The sequence below is a fragment of the Roseimicrobium gellanilyticum genome, from assembly GCF_003315205.1.
In the GTDB taxonomy this organism is placed as follows: domain Bacteria; phylum Verrucomicrobiota; class Verrucomicrobiia; order Verrucomicrobiales; family Verrucomicrobiaceae; genus Roseimicrobium; species Roseimicrobium gellanilyticum.
Genome location: NZ_QNRR01000006.1, coordinates 66819 through 84971 on the forward strand (window position 1 = coordinate 66819; position 18153 = coordinate 84971).

Genomic DNA, 18153 nt, shown 5'->3' on the forward strand with positions numbered 1-18153 from the left:
TTCCCTGACTGCATCGCCACCTCTTGTGATGCGTGCCCTGATCTTCGCCGTTGATCCCCGCAAGCCGTGGCTGCTGGAGCGCACGCAGCGAAGTCTGCGGGCTGCGGGGATGGAAGACATCACCATCTGGGAAGGCGATGTGGAAACACCGCCTCATCCATCTGCGAAGGCGACCCTGCTGATCCGGTCAGGTGCATGGTTGCGGAAGCCATTGAAATTTGCCGCACCACCTGCGAGTGGCACCGGCAAGCCTCTGGTGGCCTTTGGATTTCCTGTGTGCAGTGGAGCACCGCGCGAGGCATGGCAGGTCTTCTTCCAAAAACACGGGGGCGATTTTTCGCACTCGGCTCAACTGCCACCATGCATCTGCGAATGGTATGATGAGCATGCCGCTCGAGCTGGTTTGCTCGCAGAACGACTCGCGGGCTTGGAAGGACTGGCACGTCCAGTTCCTTCACGCGCGAAACGATTGCTTCCCACACGCTGGCGGCGACAGCCGCACCGCCTCATCCACTGGAGCGTTTTGGATTGCGGGCATGACGGGAATCTACGCGCCCTTGAGGTCGTGACCAGCCTGCAACACGGCGGCGCGGAGCGCATCGCCTGGGAGTTGAATCGTCTTCTCCCGCACCATGGCGTCTCCTCACGCATGGTGGTGTTGGGTTCGCCCCTGCGGCAGGAGCTACCACGCCCGGCATCCATGGTGGATCTCGCAGGACTCAGTCGCGAACGCCGCGCTGCCGCCCTGGAGGAGACTACCCTGGACTACGGCGCAGATGTGCTGCACGGACATCTCATCGATGCGGAAGACACCCGTCTCTTCTCAAAGATTCTCCCGGTCGCACTGACCATCCACAACGCGCAACAGGCATGGCCTGAAGGCACGCAGGGCCTGCGCAAAAACGACTGTGCTCTTCTCATCGCCTGCGCTCAAATGGTCGAGCGCGAGTTGAAGGAGACACTGCCACACCTTCCTGTACGCACGGTATGGAACGGCATCGACCCGCACCGATTCGCTGTTCGGGGTTCGAATGAACGAAGCGCGCAAGAGACACTCACCCTTGTGTGCGTCGCCAATCCCCGGCACCAGAAGCGGCTCCACCTCCTTCCAGGCATCCTGAAGGCCACGCAAGCTGAACTGCTCCAGCGCTGTCTCGCCATCAAAGCCCGACTCATCCTTGCTGGCGAAGCCTCACCACGCAGCCCGCAAGCTCTGGAGTGCATGGCACAGCTCCACGAGGAGTCAGAACGCCTTGGTGTATCCGATGATATCAACTTCACCCGTGGGGAGCGCCCTGTGGAAGAAGTGCTCACGGAAAGCGACGTGATGATTTCCTGTAGTGCCTACGAGGGCCTGAGCCTCGCGCATCTGGAGGGCCTCGCCGCAGGACTTCCGCTGGTCACCACAGATGCCGGCGGCACCGCTGAGCTCGCATGGCGCAATCCAGCGGTCACGCTGTTGCCGCTGGATGCCATGGCAAGGGACTACGCGAAGGCCATCGCAAATGCCTTCCTGCATCCCAAGAGCGGCCGCGTTGAGATGGAACGTGATTTCTCCGCGCATGCCATGGCCCGGCGCACGGCCGCTCTCCTGCAGCGAGTGGCATCTGGTCACAGACGCGGCGATACGGTGTGGTTCATCACAAACAACCTCTCCACCGGAGGAGCCCAGTCGTCGCTCAAACGCCTCACTGCAGCCTTCCACCGCCAGGGTATCCCCGTGCGCGTGGCGCTCCTGCAGGAATATCCCGGGCATCCCACCCCGGGCCGCCTTGAGCTCATGCGCGAAGGCGTGCCTGTCCACGTGCCGTCTCCCGTGGGCACCATGGACACTGCCGAGGTGATTGCCGATATCCTTGCGGAGATGGACGCGGATCCTCCGCACAGCGTGTGTTTCTGGAATGCCATCCCGGCATGCAAACTGTTGCTGGCGGACGCGCTGTGGTACGTGTCCGTTTTCGACGTGAGCCCAGGCGAGATGTACTACACCTCATTGGACCGTTGCTTTGAGCATCCACCGGCGGCTTTGCCCTACCGCAGTGCGGCCGAGTACGGAGCGAGGCTCACCAAGATCATCGTGAAGTATGCAGCGGAGTCTTCCCGTGCTTCCGCTGCGCTCGGCACTTCCGTGAAGTCGATTCCGAATGGGATCGCCCTCCCTCCGGTTCTCCACCGCGACCGGGAACCCGCTGCGCCCTTCCGCATCGGCACCGCTGCCCGGCTGAGTCCGCAGAAGCGCATCGAAGACCTCGTTGAAGCCTTCCGTGTCGCCTTGCCAGACCTCCCGCCCTGCGAGCTCCTCATCGCTGGAGAAGCCGAAACCGGCAGCGAGGCCTATGCCGAGGACCTGAAATCCTCGACCACAGGCCTGCCGGTCCGCTGGCTGGGCGAGCACCGTGACCTGCGCGACTTCCACGCCTCGCTGGACCTTTTTGCCATGATCTCCGAGCCCGCGGGCTGCCCCAATGCCTCCCTTGAGGCGATGGCCTCCGGCCTGCCTGTGGTCGCCACGGACGTGGGTGGCGCTTCCGAGCAGGTCCTCAATGGAGCCACGGGCTTGCTCGTTCCGCCACGCAATGCCCGCGCCTTTGCCGCCGCCTTGGTGGACCTCGCCCGTTCCCCAGGCCTACGCGAATCCATGGGCCGCGCCGCACGTCTGCACGTGGAGGAGCACTTCTCCATGGAGCGCATGGTGGCGGCTTACCGAGCCCTCCTTTGGGATGGGCCGCAAGTGGGTGAAAGCGCGCTTGCCGCAGGGGCGTTCCCTGTGTTCTCCTCGTTGCATCCATGAACCGCCGCCATTTCCTTTCCTCCGCTGCCGCCGCGCTCGGCGCATCCGCCCTGCCCGCCATTGAACCCATCAATCGCAAGGGGAAATCGCGCATGATGCTGGGCCTCGCCGCCTACTCCTTCCGCGACAACATGAAGTGGATGAAGGGCAAGGAGAACACCAAGCTCAAGGCAGGCGGCCCCGCCTGGGACATCCTCGACTTCATCGACTACTGCGCGGACCAAGGCTGCCCCGGGGCCGAGCTCACCAGCTACTTCTTCCCGCCAGACTGCGATGAGAAGTACCTCCTCGAGGTGAAACGCCGTGCCTACCTGCGCGGCGTGAACATCACCGGTACTGCGGTAGGCAACACCTTCACCCATCCCAAGGGCGAAGCCCGCGACAAGGAGATAGCCTACGTGAAGGAGTGGATCGAGAAGTCCACCATCATGGGCGCTCCCCACATCCGCGTCTTCGCGGGCACCGTCCAGAAGGGCAGCACCCCGGAAGAGGCCGAGAAGAACTGCCAGGAATGCTACGATGAATGCCTCGCCTTCGCCGACAAGAAGGGTGTCTTCCTCGGCCTGGAAAATCACGGCGGCATCGTCGCCGAACCTGAGCCCCTCATCAAAATGGTGAGGGCGGCCAAGAGCCCCTGGGCTGGCATCAACTTCGACAGCGGCAACTTCCACACCGAAGACCCCTACGGCGACATGGCCAAGATCGCGCCCTATGCGGTGAACGTGCAGCTCAAGATGAAGGTAAAGCCCAAGGACTCCAAAGAGGGCGAACCTGTCGATACCGCTCGCGTGCTGAAGATACTCAAGGACGCCAACTATCAGGGTTGGTTCACTTTGGAATACGAGGAAAAGGAAGACCCGTTTGTGGCCGTGCCACGTATCCTCGCTGACCTGAAGCCGCAGCTTGCCTGAAGCTGACGAAGTTTTGTCCAATTCGCCGGGCAGATCACTGTATCTCTTGCCCGGCGACGCCTCGAACTCCCGCCCACCCACGTCCCTAGACAGCATCCATGGCCTCTCCCACCCCGACCATCCCGGAGCCACTCAAGTTCACCCGAACGCATTGGCTCATCTGCATCATCGCCAGCATTGGCTTTGCCTTCGACATTTATGAGCTGCTGATGCTGCCGCTCATCATCAAACCTGCGCTGGCTTCGCTGGGTGGGGTGAATGAGGCCGGAATACCGAATCTGCTGCCAGGCTCTCCGGAGTATGTGGAATGGGCACGCATGCTGTTCTTCGTTCCAGCGTTGGCGGGCGGCGTATTTGGCCTGCTCGGTGGTTACCTCACCGACCTTCTCGGACGTCGCCGCGTGCTGACATACAGCATCCTGCTGTACGCCATCTCGGCCTTTGCAGCGGGATACGCCACGAACCTGTACCAGCTTCTCTTCCTGCGCTGCCTTGTGTTCATTGGTGTGTGTGTGGAGTTTGTGGCGGCGGTGGCGTGGCTCGCAGAGCTTTTCCCAAATCCAAAGCAGCGTGAAAAGGTACTGGGCTACACGCAGGCGTTCTCCTCACTGGGTGGCTTCCTGGTGGCCTTCATGAATGGCTACGCCGCCGAACACGCGGGCACTTTCCCTGCGATTCATGGCGGTCATGAGGCTTGGCGCTACACGCTCATCTCCGGCGTGATTCCCGCGCTGCCACTGATTCTCATCCGCCCGTTCCTTCCCGAGTCCCCGGTGTGGCAGCGGAAACGCGAGGCTGGCCAGCTCAAGCGCCCCAGCATTCGTGCGCTGTTCAGTCCCGAGTTGCGGCGCACGACCATCGCCACGACCATCGTGTTTGCCGCGAGCTATGGTATCGCCTTTGGCGCCATCCAGCAGCTTCCCCAGATTCTCGGTGCTCCAGGCAAGGGACAGAAGGAAGTGCTGGCCATTGGCAAGGCTGCTCAGGACAAGGCCATCGCCGACGCGCAAGCCGCTGGAAAGCCTGCTCCTCCCGAAGGGAAATTGAAGCAGATCGGCGCCAACGCCATCGATGGCACCGTGGCTCACGTGACGAAGATCCAGGAAATGGGTGGTCTACTCGGTCGTTGCGCACTCGCGTTCCTTGCCGTGATCATTGTCGGTCGTCGCACCCTGCTGCGCATCTTCCAGATTCCCGCGCTCATCTTTGTGCCGCTGTACTTCTGGTGGGTCTCCAACAACCTCACTGGCGATACCCTGACCATGATTCAAGCAGGCATTTTCATCGCAGGCTTCCTCACGGTGGCGCAGTTCAGCTTCTGGGGGAACTACATCCCTCGCGTGTTCCCGGTGCATCTGCGCGGCACCGGTGAAAGCTTCGCGGCAAACATTGGTGGCCGTGTCATCGGTACGGCCGCGGCATGGATTACACTGACACTCGCCGAATCCAAGCCCCCGAATCCCGCCAAGATCGCGCTCATGGGTGCCTTTGTGGCCGGTGGCTACGCCCTCGTAGGCGCTATCCTCACGCAGTGGCTGCCCGAGCCGAAGGCGGAGGAAGAGGAGCATTGAGAATGCCCGCACGCTGAGTTTTGAAAAACAAACAGGGCCGCTGATTCACTTCAGCGGCCCTGTTCGTTTCTGGCATAGAGAGCGCGAGGCATCAGGAAAGGAGCGCGGCCTTTCCAGGCCGCATCGTCCCATTCACGAGAAGGATCGCACATCGGCTACCGCCAGCTTCGACGTACCGCGGCACCACAGACAGGTTCACCCAGCGGCCTGGAAAGGCCGCGCTCCTTTCCCAGCTACGGCACCACATTCTTGATCACCAGATTATCGAGATAGAACGCCGCCTTCTCCGTGGCATTGCTCACGAAAACCAGCCACTCCAGTGTATTCCACGTCTTGCTGCCATTCGGCAATTCCTCGAAGGCCTTCTCGCTTCCATCTGCCAGGACCACCTTCAGGACCCAGGTGCCCTTGGATGCTTCTCCCAGCGCCGCGCTGAGTTCGAAGTGCACCCACTGCTCCACCGGTAGCTTCATCAGCTCCTTCTTCCGGCTGAAGAGAGCGCCATCCTGCACATCGATGGACGGACCCACTTCATACTTGGCGAGTTTGTTCCGCCACTCGTGGTTGAACTTTGCTCCGGGTTCCATCCACAGGTCAAACGACACGCGGCTGGTGCCGGTCTTGTGATTGCAGTCGAAGTTGAAATGCGGTGTCCACGGATTGGGCAGACCCGGAGCGTCCTGCACCTTCACACTGCGCTTGCCGCCCTTTGCCTTTTCTTCCGTGACCGCGATGCTGTCTCCTTTGTTGTGCACGTCGAGGCGGGCATTCCAGAGTGGCTTGCCCACAGGAGTGCCCTCGAAGTCATCCTCGTAGCTGAACAGCGGCACCGGCTCCAAATCCACCTCGGGGTACGTGCGTGCCGCAGCAAGGGCACGCCAGCCATCCGAAGCACCCGTGTCATACACACCGGCCTTCGTGTAGTCGAAGGGCTTGAACCCCATCGCGAGCGCGGGCGACTCCGACTTGAGTTGATAGTTCCCGCCCTTTGCATCCACGAACAATGGATCCGCTACACGCGAGCCGCGATCAAAGCCCTGCTTCTGCCAGCCGGCAAAATCACTGCCCGCGAAGTCGATGGGTTCCTTCCGCAAGTCCCAGTAGAGATTGCTTTCCATGCGTACCTTCGGCTTGTTCCACTGGCCGTAGTAGAGCACCCCGCTGTCGAAGAGCACGATGTTGTTCGCGTACGTAAAGCTGAGATGCTCCTCACTGCGTGAACGCTGGATCTGTGCTTCACTCCCGAAGGCGAAAATGTTGTTCCGGATGACATTGTCCCTCCCGTAGTGCTGGTGGAAGGTCGCGTGCCGGGTGTTGTGCACCAGATTGTTTTCCATCAGCACGCCGCTGCTGCCTTCATCCGTGTAGAGGCCCCAGCCGCCGTAGCGATAGCCCTGCACATCGTGCACATGATTGTTCGAGACGGAGGTGCCGGACGCAGGACCGAGCCCATAGAAGCCTCCCATGTCACTCAGCACCCCATAGCCAAGATGGTGGATATGGTTGAAGTCGATCTTGTTGTGATGCGAAAGGCTCTCGCCATAGCCCCACACCCAGCCCACGGAGACGCCAGTGTAGAAGAAGTCGCCAATGTCATTGTGAGTCACCACGTTGTCGCTGCTCTGCTGGATGAAGACACCTACACTGCCCATGAAGTAGCGGCCACCATTCTGGATGATGTTGTTGTCGACGGTGATGTGATGGGTGCGACCTGCGGGATTCGGATCCACGCCACCTTCTCCGATGCGCACACCGCCGGCACCCATGTCATACAGGTGACTGTGCGTGATGCTGCTGTCCGTGCACCCATTGCGGAACCAGATCGCATAAGTGCCGGTGTGGGCGATCTCACAACGGTCAAAGGTGATCTGCGCTGCGCCATCCAGCATCACCGCGGCCGGAATCTTCGAGTCTGCCTGGCTGTCGATGTGCCCCTCCTTGGGAATGTGATAGCCCGTGTGATGGAACCGAAGCCCCTTGAAGGAAACGTACTTCACGAGCCTTCCATTCGCAGGGTCACCTTTCACCACGAGCAAGTGCTGCACCACAGGCGCAATCGCCTCGGCCTTGCTCATCTCCTCATCGGGAAGCGGCTTGTACAGCAGCTTGCCATCCTCGCGCGAAAGAAACCACTCACCGGGCTCATCCAGCGCGCCACGGAAGTTCTCCAGGATGTAGCGCTGTCCCGCCTCATACACGAGGAAGGGCCAGCGCGAGGGTGCGGTGAACTGAATGTAGCCCGCCGGTGCTTCGAGATACGCCACGCGGTGGCGGGCGATCTGCCAGGTCTGAAACACGATGACCTCCACGTCCTCGCGCTCTTTCGCAGACAGAGGCTCCAGTGCCTTCAGGTCTTCGCTCTTAGCGTAGAAGGCCGTGTTCTCCGGTGCCTTCATCTCAGGAGCGCCAGCACGCGATTCCAGCGCTGGCTTGGAAGCGTGCAGGTACCGCTTGTTGGGCGTGCGTGCCCGTGTGGCACGACGGCCATTGATCCAGAGTTCCTGGAAGTACCATTGCCCGGATTTCACTTCAGGGATCTCGGCAGACCAGAGCCCATCTTTCTCCTGCTTCCATCCCGTGATACGGCGTCCGCCGCTGAGGATGGGCTTCGCTCCGGGTGCGGCTTCGTAGGTGATGGGCGAAGTGCTGGTGCCGGTGTCCTGTGGCTCAAGAGTAAAGGGTTCGGGGATGCTGTAGGTGCCATCGGCGATGATGACGCGGATGGGTTCGGCCTTGTCTTTACCGTCACCGGCTCTCCAAACCCGAACGGCATCGCGCGCTTCAGTGAGGGACTTGATGGGGCCGCTGGACGAGACATGGATCTCGTGAGCCCGCGAGAGGCTCGGAGAGAAGAGAAGTGTGGCAGTGAAGGCGAGAGCAAAAGCAGTGGTGATGCGATGCATGGGTCCAATTGGGCGTGCGATGATGCAGTGTCAATGCGGCGGCATTGCGGCGTACCCAGATGTTGCTCGATGGCGTGTTTCGAGCTCCACCAGCCCTGGGAGCGCTGGCCTCCGGCCGGCGTATTCGGGCTGTTGCGTCGCGAGAGATGGCAACCCAATACGCCGCCGAGACGGCAGCGCTCCCAGGACCGCGTCCGTCATTTCACATGACATTTTGGAGAGGATGCTCATCCCGTTGTTCGTCCAGCTCAGATGAACAGGCTCTTTGCGATTGGATGACGACTCACGCAGGGGGCAGCGTGAGCCTCCTTGGCAAAGCCACAGAGGATGCCGCGCGCTGCGGGGACAGGAATGTCCCCAATCCGTGAAGGGGCGCTCTCAAAGTAGCTTCGGCTTCAGCCGAATTGGAAACGTCGCCCGCCTACTGATACGGCTAAAGCCGTAGCTACTTTGCCTGAGCCATCGCACAACAGCGCCACTCCCCTTGGCTCACCCCAACCACCCAAACAAAAAACCCGCCTGGTTCACAGGCGGGTCTTTCGGTAAGAGTTCTACTTGCTCGCGTACAGGCTGGCTTACGCCACTTCTTCCTGAGTGTCAGCAGTGGAGAAGGCCACCTTGACGGTCTCGTTGATGTGGAAGTCGCGGTTCGCCTTGAAACCGGTACCAGCAGGAATGAGGTGCCCCATGATGACGTTTTCCTTGAAGCCACGGAGCAGGTCGTTCTTCGCCAGGGTGGCGGCTTCGGTAAGAACACGGGTGGTGTCCTGGAAGCTCGCGGCACTGATGAAGCTGTCCGTTTCGAGGCTGGCCTTGGTGATGCCGAGGAGTACCGGCTCGCCGCTGGCGGGCTTGCCGCCCTCGTCGGAAACGCGCTGGTTCTCGTGTTCGAACTGGAGGCGGTCCACCTGATCGCCCCAGAGGAACGTGGTGTCGCCGGGTTCGGTCACCTTCACCTTGCGGAGCATCTGGCGGATGATGATTTCGACGTGCTTGTCGTTGATTTCCACGCCTTGGGCGCGGTACACTTCCTGCACTTCGTTCACCAGGTGCTCGCGCAGAGCCTGAGGTCCGAGGATCTCGAGGATTTCGTGCGGCACAACCGCGCCTTCCGTGAGCTGGTCGCCCTTCGTGACCACATCGCCGTTCTGCACAAAGATGTGCTTGCTGCGCGGGATGAGGTGTTCCTCCTGCTGGCCGGACTTCGGATCGGTGATGAGCACCTTGCGCTTGCCGCGCACGAGGCCTGCGATCTCGATGACACCGTCGATCTTCGCGATTTCGCACGCGTCCTTCGGCTTGCGGGCTTCGAAGAGTTCGGCCACACGCGGCAGACCGCCGGTGATGTCCTTCGTCTTGGAGGCCTTGCGAGGCGTCTTGGCCAGGATGGTACCGGCTTCGATCTTCTCGTTGTTCTTCACCGCAAGGTGAGCGCCGGCAGGGATGGTGTAGCTGGCGAGGATTTCCTTGGTCTTCGGATCCACCACGACGATCTGCGGGTGCAGGTCTTCCTTGTGCTCAATGACCACGGTTTCTTCATTGCCGGTCGCCTGGTTGACGGCCTTCGTGAAGGTCACGCCGCTCATCATGTCGCGGAACTCGATCTTGCCCGCCTTCTCCGTGATGATCGGCACGTTGTACGGATCCCAGGTGACGATGGTCTCGCCCTTCTTCACCTTGCCGTGCTCTTCCTTCGCAATCACAGCGCCGAGCACAATCTTGTGGGACTCGAGCTCGCGGCCATCCTCATCGATGATGCTGATGGTGCCGTTCTTGTTCAGGGCAATCCAGCCATCCGGGGTCTGCACCACACGGATGTCGTTGAAGCGGAGGGAACCGTTGTTCTTCGCCACAATGATGGGCTGCTTGAAGGCACCGCTCGCCACACCACCGACGTGGAACGTACGCATGGTGAGCTGCGTTCCGGGTTCACCGATGGACTGGGCTGCGACAATACCGACCGCTTCACCCACCTTCACCATACGGCTTGTGGCGAGGCTGAGGCCATAGCACTTGGAGCAGCAACCGCGCTTGCTTTCGCAGGTGAGCACGGAGCGGATCTTCAGCTTCTCCACACCGATCTTCACGAGCTTGTTCGCCACGTCTTCGGTGATGAGCTGGCCGTGCTCCACGATGAGGTTCTTGCGATCCACGGGGTCGTGGACGGTTTCGCAAGAGACACGACCGTAGATACGGGTCTTGAGATCCACGACCTCTTCGTCACCCTGGTAGATGGAGGAGAGGTGGATGCCATTGACCGTGCCGCAATCGTCCTCAGTCACGATGACGTCCTGCGCCACGTCGACCAGCTTACGGGTCATGTAGCCGGAGTCCGCCGTCTTCAGAGCGGTGTCGGAAAGACCCTTACGAGCACCGTGCGTGGAGATGAAGTACTCCAGCACCGTGAGGCCTTCACGGAAGTTCGAGGTGATCGGACGCTCAATGATCGAGCCGTCGGGCTTGGCCATGAGGCCGCGCATCCCGGCGAGCTGCTTGATCTGCGTCTTGTTACCACGGGCACCGGAGGTGACCATGATGTACAGCGGGTTGTGGTACTTCTTGCCGTCGTTGAACTCGAGCGTGCGGAACACCTCGTCGGTGACCTGGTCGCCAGCTCCGGTCCAGATGTCGATGACCTTCTGGTACTTTTCACCGGCGGTGATGATACCGTTCTTGTACTGCTTCTCGACCTTGGTGACTTCGGCGCGGGCCGCGTCCACCTTGTCGTACTTCGCCTTCGGAATCACCATGTCAGTGATGCCGATGGAGCAGCCGGACTTCATGGCTTCGCGGAAGCCGAGGTTCTTCAGGCGGTCCAGCGCAGCCACCGTTTCCTGGTGACCTGCCTTCTGGAAGCAGCGCCAGATGATGTCGGAGAGCTGCTTCTTGCCGACGGTGTTGTTGTAATAACCCAGCTCGTCAGGCCAGATTTCGTTGAAGCGAATACGGCCAGCGGTGGTCTCGATGACCGCCTTGGAGGCATCACCATAGGTGCGGCCCTTGCTCTGGTAGTCCGGGTTGCGGTAGAGCACCTTCTGGTTCACTTCCACAGCGCCTTCGCTCAGGGCGAATTCCACTTCGGACGGGTCGTTGAAGAGCGGGAGGCGCGGGGCATCCTTCTTCTTCTTGCCGTCGTCATGCTGCGGCAGTTCGCGCAGGTAGGTGAGGGCAAAGCAGCCCAGCGGGATGTCCTGTGAAGGAGTCATCACAGGCTTGCCGCTCGCAGGGGAGAACAGGTTGTTCGGAGCGAGCATGAGGAGGCGGGCCTCCATCTGCGCTTCGATCGAGAGCGGCACGTGCACGGCCATCTGGTCACCGTCGAAGTCCGCGTTGTAAGCGGTACACACGAGCGGATGCACGCGGATGGCTTCACCTTCGATGAGCTTCGGTTCGAAAGCCTGGATCGAGAGGCGGTGCAGGGTCGGCGCACGGTTGAGCAGCACCGGGTGTCCGCGGGTCACCTCATCGAGGATGTCCCACACTTCCGGAGTGCGGCGCTCAATCATCTTCTTGGCGGAGCGCACAGTGTGCACGAGGCCAAGCTCCTTGAGACGACGGATGATGAAGGGCTCGAACAACACGAGTGCCATCTTCTTGGGAAGACCGCACTGGTGCAGGCCGAGGTCCGGACCGATCACGATCACGGAACGGCCGGAGTAGTCCACGCGCTTGCCCAGCAGGTTCTGGCGGAAGCGGCCGGACTTGCCCTTGAGCATGTCGGACAGGGACTTCAGCGGACGGTTGCCCGCGCCGGTCACCGCACGGCCATGACGGCCGTTGTCGAACAAGGCGTCCACAGCTTCCTGCAGCATGCGCTTTTCGTTGCGGATGATGACATCCGGCGTCTTGAGCGAGAGCAGGTTCTTGAGACGGTTGTTACGGTTGATGACACGACGGTAGAGGTCGTTCAAGTCGGAGGTCGCGAAGCGGCCGCCTTCGAGGGGCACCAGCGGACGGAGGTCCGGCGGGATGACCGGCAGCACTTCCATGACCATGTACTCCGGACGGGTGTGCGAAGTGGCAAAGCCCTGGCAAAGCTTGAGGCGCTTGGCGATCTTCTTGCGAAGCTGCTTGGAGCGGGTCTTCGTCATGGCCTGCTCGAGCTCCTTGACCATTTCCGCCAGGTTCGCCTGGGCGAGAATGTCGCGGATGGCCTCGGCACCCATGCCGACCTTGAAGCTCTCGGCGCCGTACTGGTCCTCGGCTTCGCGCAGTTCCATTTCCGTGAGGAGCTGGCCGCGCTGCAGCGGGGTGTTGCCAGGGGAGACGACGATGTAATCTTCGTAATAGATCACGCGCTCCAGCGAGCGGGCCGTCATGTCGAGCATGAGGCCGATGCGGGAAGGCATGCACTTGTAGAACCAGATGTGCGTGACGGGCACGGCCAGCTCAATGTGGCCCATGCGCTCACGACGCACGCGGCTCAGGGTCACTTCCACGCCGCAACGGTCGCAGATGACGCCCTTGTGCTTGATGCGCTTGTACTTGCCGCAGGCGCACTCCCAGTCACGAGTGGGACCAAAGATGCGCTCGCAGAAGAGACCGCCCTTTTCAGGCTTGAAGGTACGGTAGTTGATCGTCTCCGGGTTCTTTACTTCGCCGTGGCTCCAGGAGCGGATGCGATCCGGTGAAGCAACGGAGATGGAGACCATGTCGAAGCCGCCGGTCTTGTGCGACTCCCCGAAGATTTCCTTGAGATGGTTATCAAAACTCATGGGTTCTTGGTATGGATGGTGGTTTCTCTTCGGAAATTACATGCCGACAGCAGGAGCGAACCCGCCGAGCATTTCCTCTTCGTTGGTGTTCCGGTTCACGACTTTCACGTCGAGTCCCAAGCTCTGCATTTCTTTGATGAGCACGTTGAAGGATTCAGGCGTGCCGGCTTCGAGGGCGTTGTCACCCTTCACGATGCTTTCATAGATGCGCGTGCGGCCTTGCACGTCATCCGACTTCACGGTGAGGAGTTCCTGCAGCGTGTAGGCTGCACCGTAGGCTTCGAGGGCCCACACTTCCATTTCACCGAAACGCTGGCCACCGTACTGGGCCTTGCCACCCAGCGGCTGTTGGGTCACGAGGGAGTAAGGTCCAACCGCGCGGGCGTGAATCTTGTCCGCCACAAGGTGTCCGAGCTTCAGCATGTAGATGTAGCCCACAACGACTTCCTGGCCGAAGGGCTCGCCAGTGCGGCCATCATAGAGCTTGCTCTTGCCGTTCAGACCGATCCACTCGTAGCCGGACTTGGCCTTGGCTTCCTTGAGGTATTCAAGAATTCTCTCTTCCTTGATACCGTCGAACACCGGGGTGGCGACCGTGAACCCGAGGGCCTTGGCAGCGACGCCAAGGTGGGTCTCAAGCACCTGGCCCACGTTCATACGGGAAGGCACGCCGAGCGGGTTGAGGCAGATGTCCACGGGGGAACCGTCCTCAAGGAAGGGCATGTCTTCTTCAGGCACGATGGTGGCCACCACGCCCTTGTTGCCGTGACGACCGGCCATCTTGTCACCGACGCTCAGCTTACGCTTGCTGGCGATGAACACACGGACCTGCTTGATCACGCCGCTCTCCATTTCGTCGCCCTGCTCGATGCGGTCGAGGGACTGTTCACGCTCGGTGTCGGCCTCGTCGAACTTCGCCTCGAAGGCGGCGACGATGTCCATGATCTTGTTACGGACCGGGGACTGGTCGATCTCAATCGTGCGCCAGTTTTCAGCCAGCGTGCGGAGGAGGGTCTTGGTGATCTTCTTGTTCGCGCCGATGATGACTTCACCGGTCTCGCCGTTCACCACGTCGAGCGGGATCTTCTCGTTGAGGAGGATTTCGGAAAGCTTCTCCGTCAGCTGCTCGGTGAGCTGCTCCGTCTTCTGCTTGTGGTCTTCCACGATCTGCTTCGTCTGCTTCTTCTGCTCGGCAGGCGAGAGGCGCTCCTTGTCAGCGCCGGTGCGGGAGGACACACGCACGTCCATGACGATACCGGTACAGCCGGAGGGCACACGCAGGGAGGTGTCCTTCACGTCCGCGGCCTTTTCACCGAAGATGGCGCGCAGGAGGCGCTCTTCAGGAGCCAGTTCGGTTTCGCTCTTCGGAGTGATCTTGCCGACGAGGATGTCGCCGGGCTTCACTTCCGCGCCGATGCGCACCACGCCGTCTGCACCGAGGTTCTTCAACGCTTCGTCACCCACGTTCGGGATGTCTCGCGTGATTTCCTCAGGGCCGAGCTTCGTGTCACGGGCTCCGATTTCGAAGTCCTCAATGTGGATGGAGGTGTAGATGTCCTCCTTCACCACCTTGCGGCTGATGACGATGGCGTCTTCGAAGTTGTAACCGTTCCACGGCATGAACGCGACGAGCATGTTGCGGCCCAGGGCGAGTTCACCGTTGTGCGTGCAGGGACCGTCGGCAAGGACGTCACCCTTCTTGATCTTCTGGCCGCGCTTCACCAGCGGACGCTGGTTGATGCAGGTGCCCGCGTTGGAGCGCATGAACTTGCGCAGCGGGTAGAAGTACACGCCCTTCTCAGGGTCGGTCACCACCTTCGTGGGCTCGGTCGCGAAGACCTTCTCGCTCACGGGCAGCTGGCCATCCTTGGTCACGATGATGAAGTCCGCAGTAGCGCTGGCCACAACGCCAGCGGAGTCGGACACGATCACGGCCTGGGAGTCGCGAGCGGCCTTGCCTTCCATGCCGGTGCCGACGAACGGCGCTTCTGCTTCAAGAAGCGGCACGCCCTGGCGCTGCATGTTCGAGCCCATCAGAGCGCGGTTGGCGTCATCATGCTCGAGGAACGGAATCAGCGAGGCGGCCACGGACACGAGCTGCTTCGGCGAGACGTCCATGTAGGTCGCCTGCGCGGGAAGCACTTCGAGGAACTCACCACGGTAACGCGCGGTGACTTTCTCTTCCTTGAACTTGCCCTTGTCGTCCGTGACGTTGTTCGCCTGGGCGACCGTGTGATTCTCTTCCTGGTCGGCGGTGAGGTAGTCGATCTTCTCGGTCACCACGCCATTCTCCACACGACGGTACGGCGTCTCGATGAAGCCGAATTCGTTGATGCGGGCGTAGCTGCAGAGGGAGTTGATCAGACCGATGTTCGGACCTTCCGGGGTCTCAATCGGGCAGATGCGGCCGTAGTGCGAAGTGTGCACGTCGCGCACTTCGAATCCGGCGCGGTCACGGTTCAGACCGCCAGGTCCGAGAGCGGAGAGGCGGCGCTTGTGGGTCAACTCGGCCAGGGGATTGATCTGGTCCATGAACTGGCTCAGCTGGGAGCGCGCGAAGAAGTCGCGCACCACGGCGCTGAGCGCCTTCGGATTGATGAGCTTCTGGGGCGTCATCACATCCATGTTCACATCAAAGAGAGTCATGCGCTCCTTCACCAGACGCTCGGTGCGGGCGAGGCCGACGCGGCACTGGTTGGCAAGGAGTTCACCCACGGCACGCACGCGGCGGCTGCCAAGGTGGTCAATGTCATCAAGCACGCCTTCACCAGCGCGCAGCTTGAAGAGATAGCGCAGGGCGGAGACGACGTCCTCGGAGATGAGGATGCGCTCATCAGAGTCGACCTTGATGCTGAGCTTCTGGTTGATCTTGTAGCGGCCGACGCGGGTCAGGTCATAGCGCTTTGGATCGAAGAACAGGCGCTTCACAAGGGCGCGGGCGTTCGGGATCGTGGGCGGGTCTCCAGGGCGGAGGCGGCGGTAGATTTCCTTGAGGGCCTCGTCTTCATCGTGGGCCACGTCCTTGCGGAGGGAGGCGATGATGAGGTCGTCCTGGGAAGCGGTGACGCAGCGGAGGCTCTTGTGGCCCAGCTGGATGAGCTGGCGCACGATGCCCTGCGTGAGGGGCTCGTAGGCACGGGCCACGATGAGCTCGCCATCGAGCACGTCCTTGAAGATGACCTTCGCGGCCAGTTCTTCTTCGGACATGGTTTCCTTCAGCTTCAGGTCCTCGATGGGATAGAAGAGCTTGAGGATGTCTTCGTCGCCAGGATAGCCGATCACGCGAAGCAGCGTGGTCGCAAGGAACTTGCGGCGGCGGCGGCGGCGGTCGAGGTAGACGTAGAGGAGGTCGTTCGTGTCGAACTGCACTTCCAGCCAGGTGCCGCGGTCAGGAATGATGCGGAAGCCGAACAACCAGCGGCCGTTCAGGTGCTGCTGGGTTTCAAAGCAGATGCCAGGGGAGCGGTGCAGCTGGCTCACCACGACGCGCTCGGCGCCGTTGATGACGAAGGTGCCGCGGGTGGTCATCATGGGCAGTTCGCCCATGTACACGCGCTCCTGCTTCGCACCGGCTTCGTCACGCAGTTCGTAGGTGACGTACAGCGGGGCGCTGTAGGTTTCCGCATCGCGGATGGCCTGGAGGGGGGAAAGCTTGGGTTCGCCGATTTCGTAGTGGGTGAAATCGAGCGTCATCTTCTCGTCGTAACTGGCGATCGGGAAGACTTCACGGAAGACGGCCTGAAGGCCCATGTCCTTGCGCTTGCTCGGAGTGACGTCCTTTTGCAAGAACTCCTCGTAGGACCGTAGCTGAATCTCAATCAGATTCGGCGGGTCAACAGGTTCCTTCAGTTTGCCAAAGTTAATGCGCTGGGACATACGACGGGGTGGCTGTGAGTTGGCAAGGGTTGGAGCAAATCCGGAAGGACGTTCCGGTGAAATGGGGGGCGGCAGGGCGGCGACGCTGACCGGGACTCGGCAGCGGGCCTATGTTTAGGCACTGAATTTGAAGACAAAAACGCCACCGGATGCGAACGCATCCGGGGCGCAAAACAGAGAGGCAGACCGCGACCCATTCTGCAGGCACGGCACACCGGAACCGGTGCGGGGTGACTGGCAGAAAGGGGAAAAAATCGGCATTGCGGGTGTCTGTTTTCGGGGAGGTGTGCTTCGCGGCCACAGGGACCGCGGAGCACGGTTGTAAAAGCACTTACTTGATCTCGACTTTGGCGCCGGCAGCTTCGAGCTTCTTCTTGGCTTCTTCGGCTTCCTCTTTCTTGACGCCTTCCTTGACCTTGGCTCCGCCTTTTTCGACGAGGGCCTTGGCTTCGGCGAGGCCGAGGCCTGCCACGAGGCCGCGCACTTCCTTAATGACCGCAATCTTGTTGCCGCCACCATCAACGAGGATGACGTCAAATTCGGTCTTCTCAACGGCGGCTGCAGGAGCAGCACCACCGGCTGCAGGAGCTGCAGCGGCGACAGGAGCGGCGGCGCTCACGCCCCACTTGTCTTCAAGGGTCTTCACAAGTTCAGCGACTTCCAGGACGGTAAGGCCGCTGAGTTCATCAACGATTTTATTCAGGTCTGCCATAGTAGTATTTCGGTATCGCCGTCACCCGGAGCTCCGGGTATTTTGAGACTGGATGCTTCCAGCCCGGCAAGGGACCATTGGATGTTTGGACGTTCAGGCGGGGTTGCCCCCGCCATCTAATCAAAGGGGTGAAATAAGGATTACGCTGCTTGTTCGCCTTTGGCCTTGAGGACGCGAGCGAGGGAGGCGGCGGGTTCGTTGAGGAGGCGCACCAGCGTGGAGGCGGGGGCCTGGAGAACACCAAGGAGCTGGGCGAGGAGCACTTCGCGGGAAGGCAGGTCGGCCAGGCTGTTGATGTTGTCGACGCCGAGGTACTTGCCATCGAGCACGCCAGCCTTGAGCTGGGGCTTCTGGAACTCGGTCGAGAAGGTCTTCATCACCTTCGCGGCGGCGCAGACGTCCTTCTCACCGGTCACAATGGCGGTCTGTCCGGTAAGGGACTCGCCCAGCTCGGCGGGAAGACCAGCCTTGGTGGTGGCCTGCTTCACGAGGGTGTTCTTGTACACATGCATCTCGGCGCCGGAGGCGCGGAGGCGCTTGCGCAGCTCTTCGAACTTGTCGACGGTGAGACCAGCGTAGTCCACGACGAACAGGAACGGGGAGGCGTTCACCTTCTGAAGAAGGTGGTCAATCAAAACAGTCTTTTCAGCTTTCATGGTCTGGGGTCCTTCCCG

8 protein-coding genes are annotated in these 18153 nt (G+C 61.0%); 3 read left to right on the top strand and 5 right to left on the bottom strand.

All coding sequences use genetic code 11. The features are described from left to right. Nucleotides 1–28 precede the first annotated feature (28 nt). The 3 genes from DES53_RS17030 (at nt 29) to DES53_RS17040 (ending at nt 5273) form a co-directional block, all read left to right on the top strand. Nucleotides 29–2791, top strand: coding sequence for a glycosyltransferase family 4 protein (locus DES53_RS17030; protein WP_113959498.1), 2763 nt, complete (start codon nt 29–31; stop codon nt 2789–2791). Further along, nucleotides 2788–3702: a sugar phosphate isomerase/epimerase family protein gene (locus DES53_RS17035; RefSeq protein WP_113959499.1), complete on the top strand. Its 915-nt coding sequence runs from the start codon at nt 2788–2790 to the stop codon at nt 3700–3702. The genes DES53_RS17030 and DES53_RS17035 overlap by 4 nt, the downstream gene beginning before the upstream one ends. Before the next feature lie 98 nt (nt 3703–3800). Then, nucleotides 3801–5273, top strand: a complete 1473-nt coding sequence (locus DES53_RS17040; RefSeq protein ID WP_113959500.1) for an MFS transporter — start codon at nt 3801–3803, stop codon at nt 5271–5273. A gap of 233 nt (nt 5274–5506) precedes the next feature. On the opposite strand, the gene DES53_RS17045 is transcribed toward DES53_RS17040, so the two are convergent. The 5 genes from DES53_RS17045 to rplJ form a co-directional block, all read right to left on the bottom strand. After that, on the bottom strand, nt 5507–8176 hold the full coding sequence (locus DES53_RS17045) for a right-handed parallel beta-helix repeat-containing protein (protein ID WP_113959501.1): 2670 nt from the start codon (nt 8174–8176) through the stop codon (nt 5507–5509). Between the two features lie 575 nt (nt 8177–8751). Next, nucleotides 8752–12891, bottom strand: a complete 4140-nt coding sequence (gene rpoC / locus DES53_RS17050; protein ID WP_113959502.1) for a DNA-directed RNA polymerase subunit beta' — start codon at nt 12889–12891, stop codon at nt 8752–8754. 36 nt (nt 12892–12927) lie between these two features. Next, on the bottom strand, nt 12928–16767 hold the full coding sequence (gene rpoB, locus DES53_RS17055) for a DNA-directed RNA polymerase subunit beta (RefSeq protein WP_113959503.1): 3840 nt from the start codon (nt 16765–16767) through the stop codon (nt 12928–12930). Nucleotides 16768–17098: 331 nt separating this feature from the next. After that, on the bottom strand, nt 17099–17479 hold the full coding sequence (rplL, locus tag DES53_RS17060; protein ID WP_113959504.1) for a 50S ribosomal protein L7/L12: 381 nt from the start codon (nt 17477–17479) through the stop codon (nt 17099–17101). A gap of 140 nt (nt 17480–17619) precedes the next feature. Further along, nucleotides 17620–18135 carry a 50S ribosomal protein L10 gene (rplJ, locus tag DES53_RS17065; RefSeq protein WP_113959505.1) on the bottom strand — a complete coding sequence of 172 codons (516 nt, stop codon included), beginning with the start codon at nt 18133–18135 and terminating at the stop codon, nt 17620–17622. Between the last annotated feature and the right edge of the window lie 18 nt (nt 18136–18153).

Bases quoted from the DNA above. Each gene is read 5' to 3' on its own strand.
- DES53_RS17030 (WP_113959498.1), top strand. From the start codon at position 29: ATGCGTGCCCTGATCTTCGCCGTTGATCCCCGCAAGCCGTGGCTGCTG.
- DES53_RS17035 (WP_113959499.1), top strand. From the start codon at position 2,788: ATGAACCGCCGCCATTTCCTTTCCTCCGCTGCCGCCGCGCTCGGCGCA.
- DES53_RS17040 (WP_113959500.1), top strand. From the start codon at position 3,801: ATGGCCTCTCCCACCCCGACCATCCCGGAGCCACTCAAGTTCACCCGA.
- DES53_RS17045 (WP_113959501.1), bottom strand. From the start codon at position 8,176: ATGCATCGCATCACCACTGCTTTTGCTCTCGCCTTCACTGCCACACTT.
- rpoC (WP_113959502.1), bottom strand. From the start codon at position 12,891: ATGAGTTTTGATAACCATCTCAAGGAAATCTTCGGGGAGTCGCACAAG.
- rpoB (WP_113959503.1), bottom strand. From the start codon at position 16,767: ATGTCCCAGCGCATTAACTTTGGCAAACTGAAGGAACCTGTTGACCCG.
- rplL (WP_113959504.1), bottom strand. From the start codon at position 17,479: ATGGCAGACCTGAATAAAATCGTTGATGAACTCAGCGGCCTTACCGTC.
- rplJ (WP_113959505.1), bottom strand. From the start codon at position 18,135: ATGAAAGCTGAAAAGACTGTTTTGATTGACCACCTTCTTCAGAAGGTG.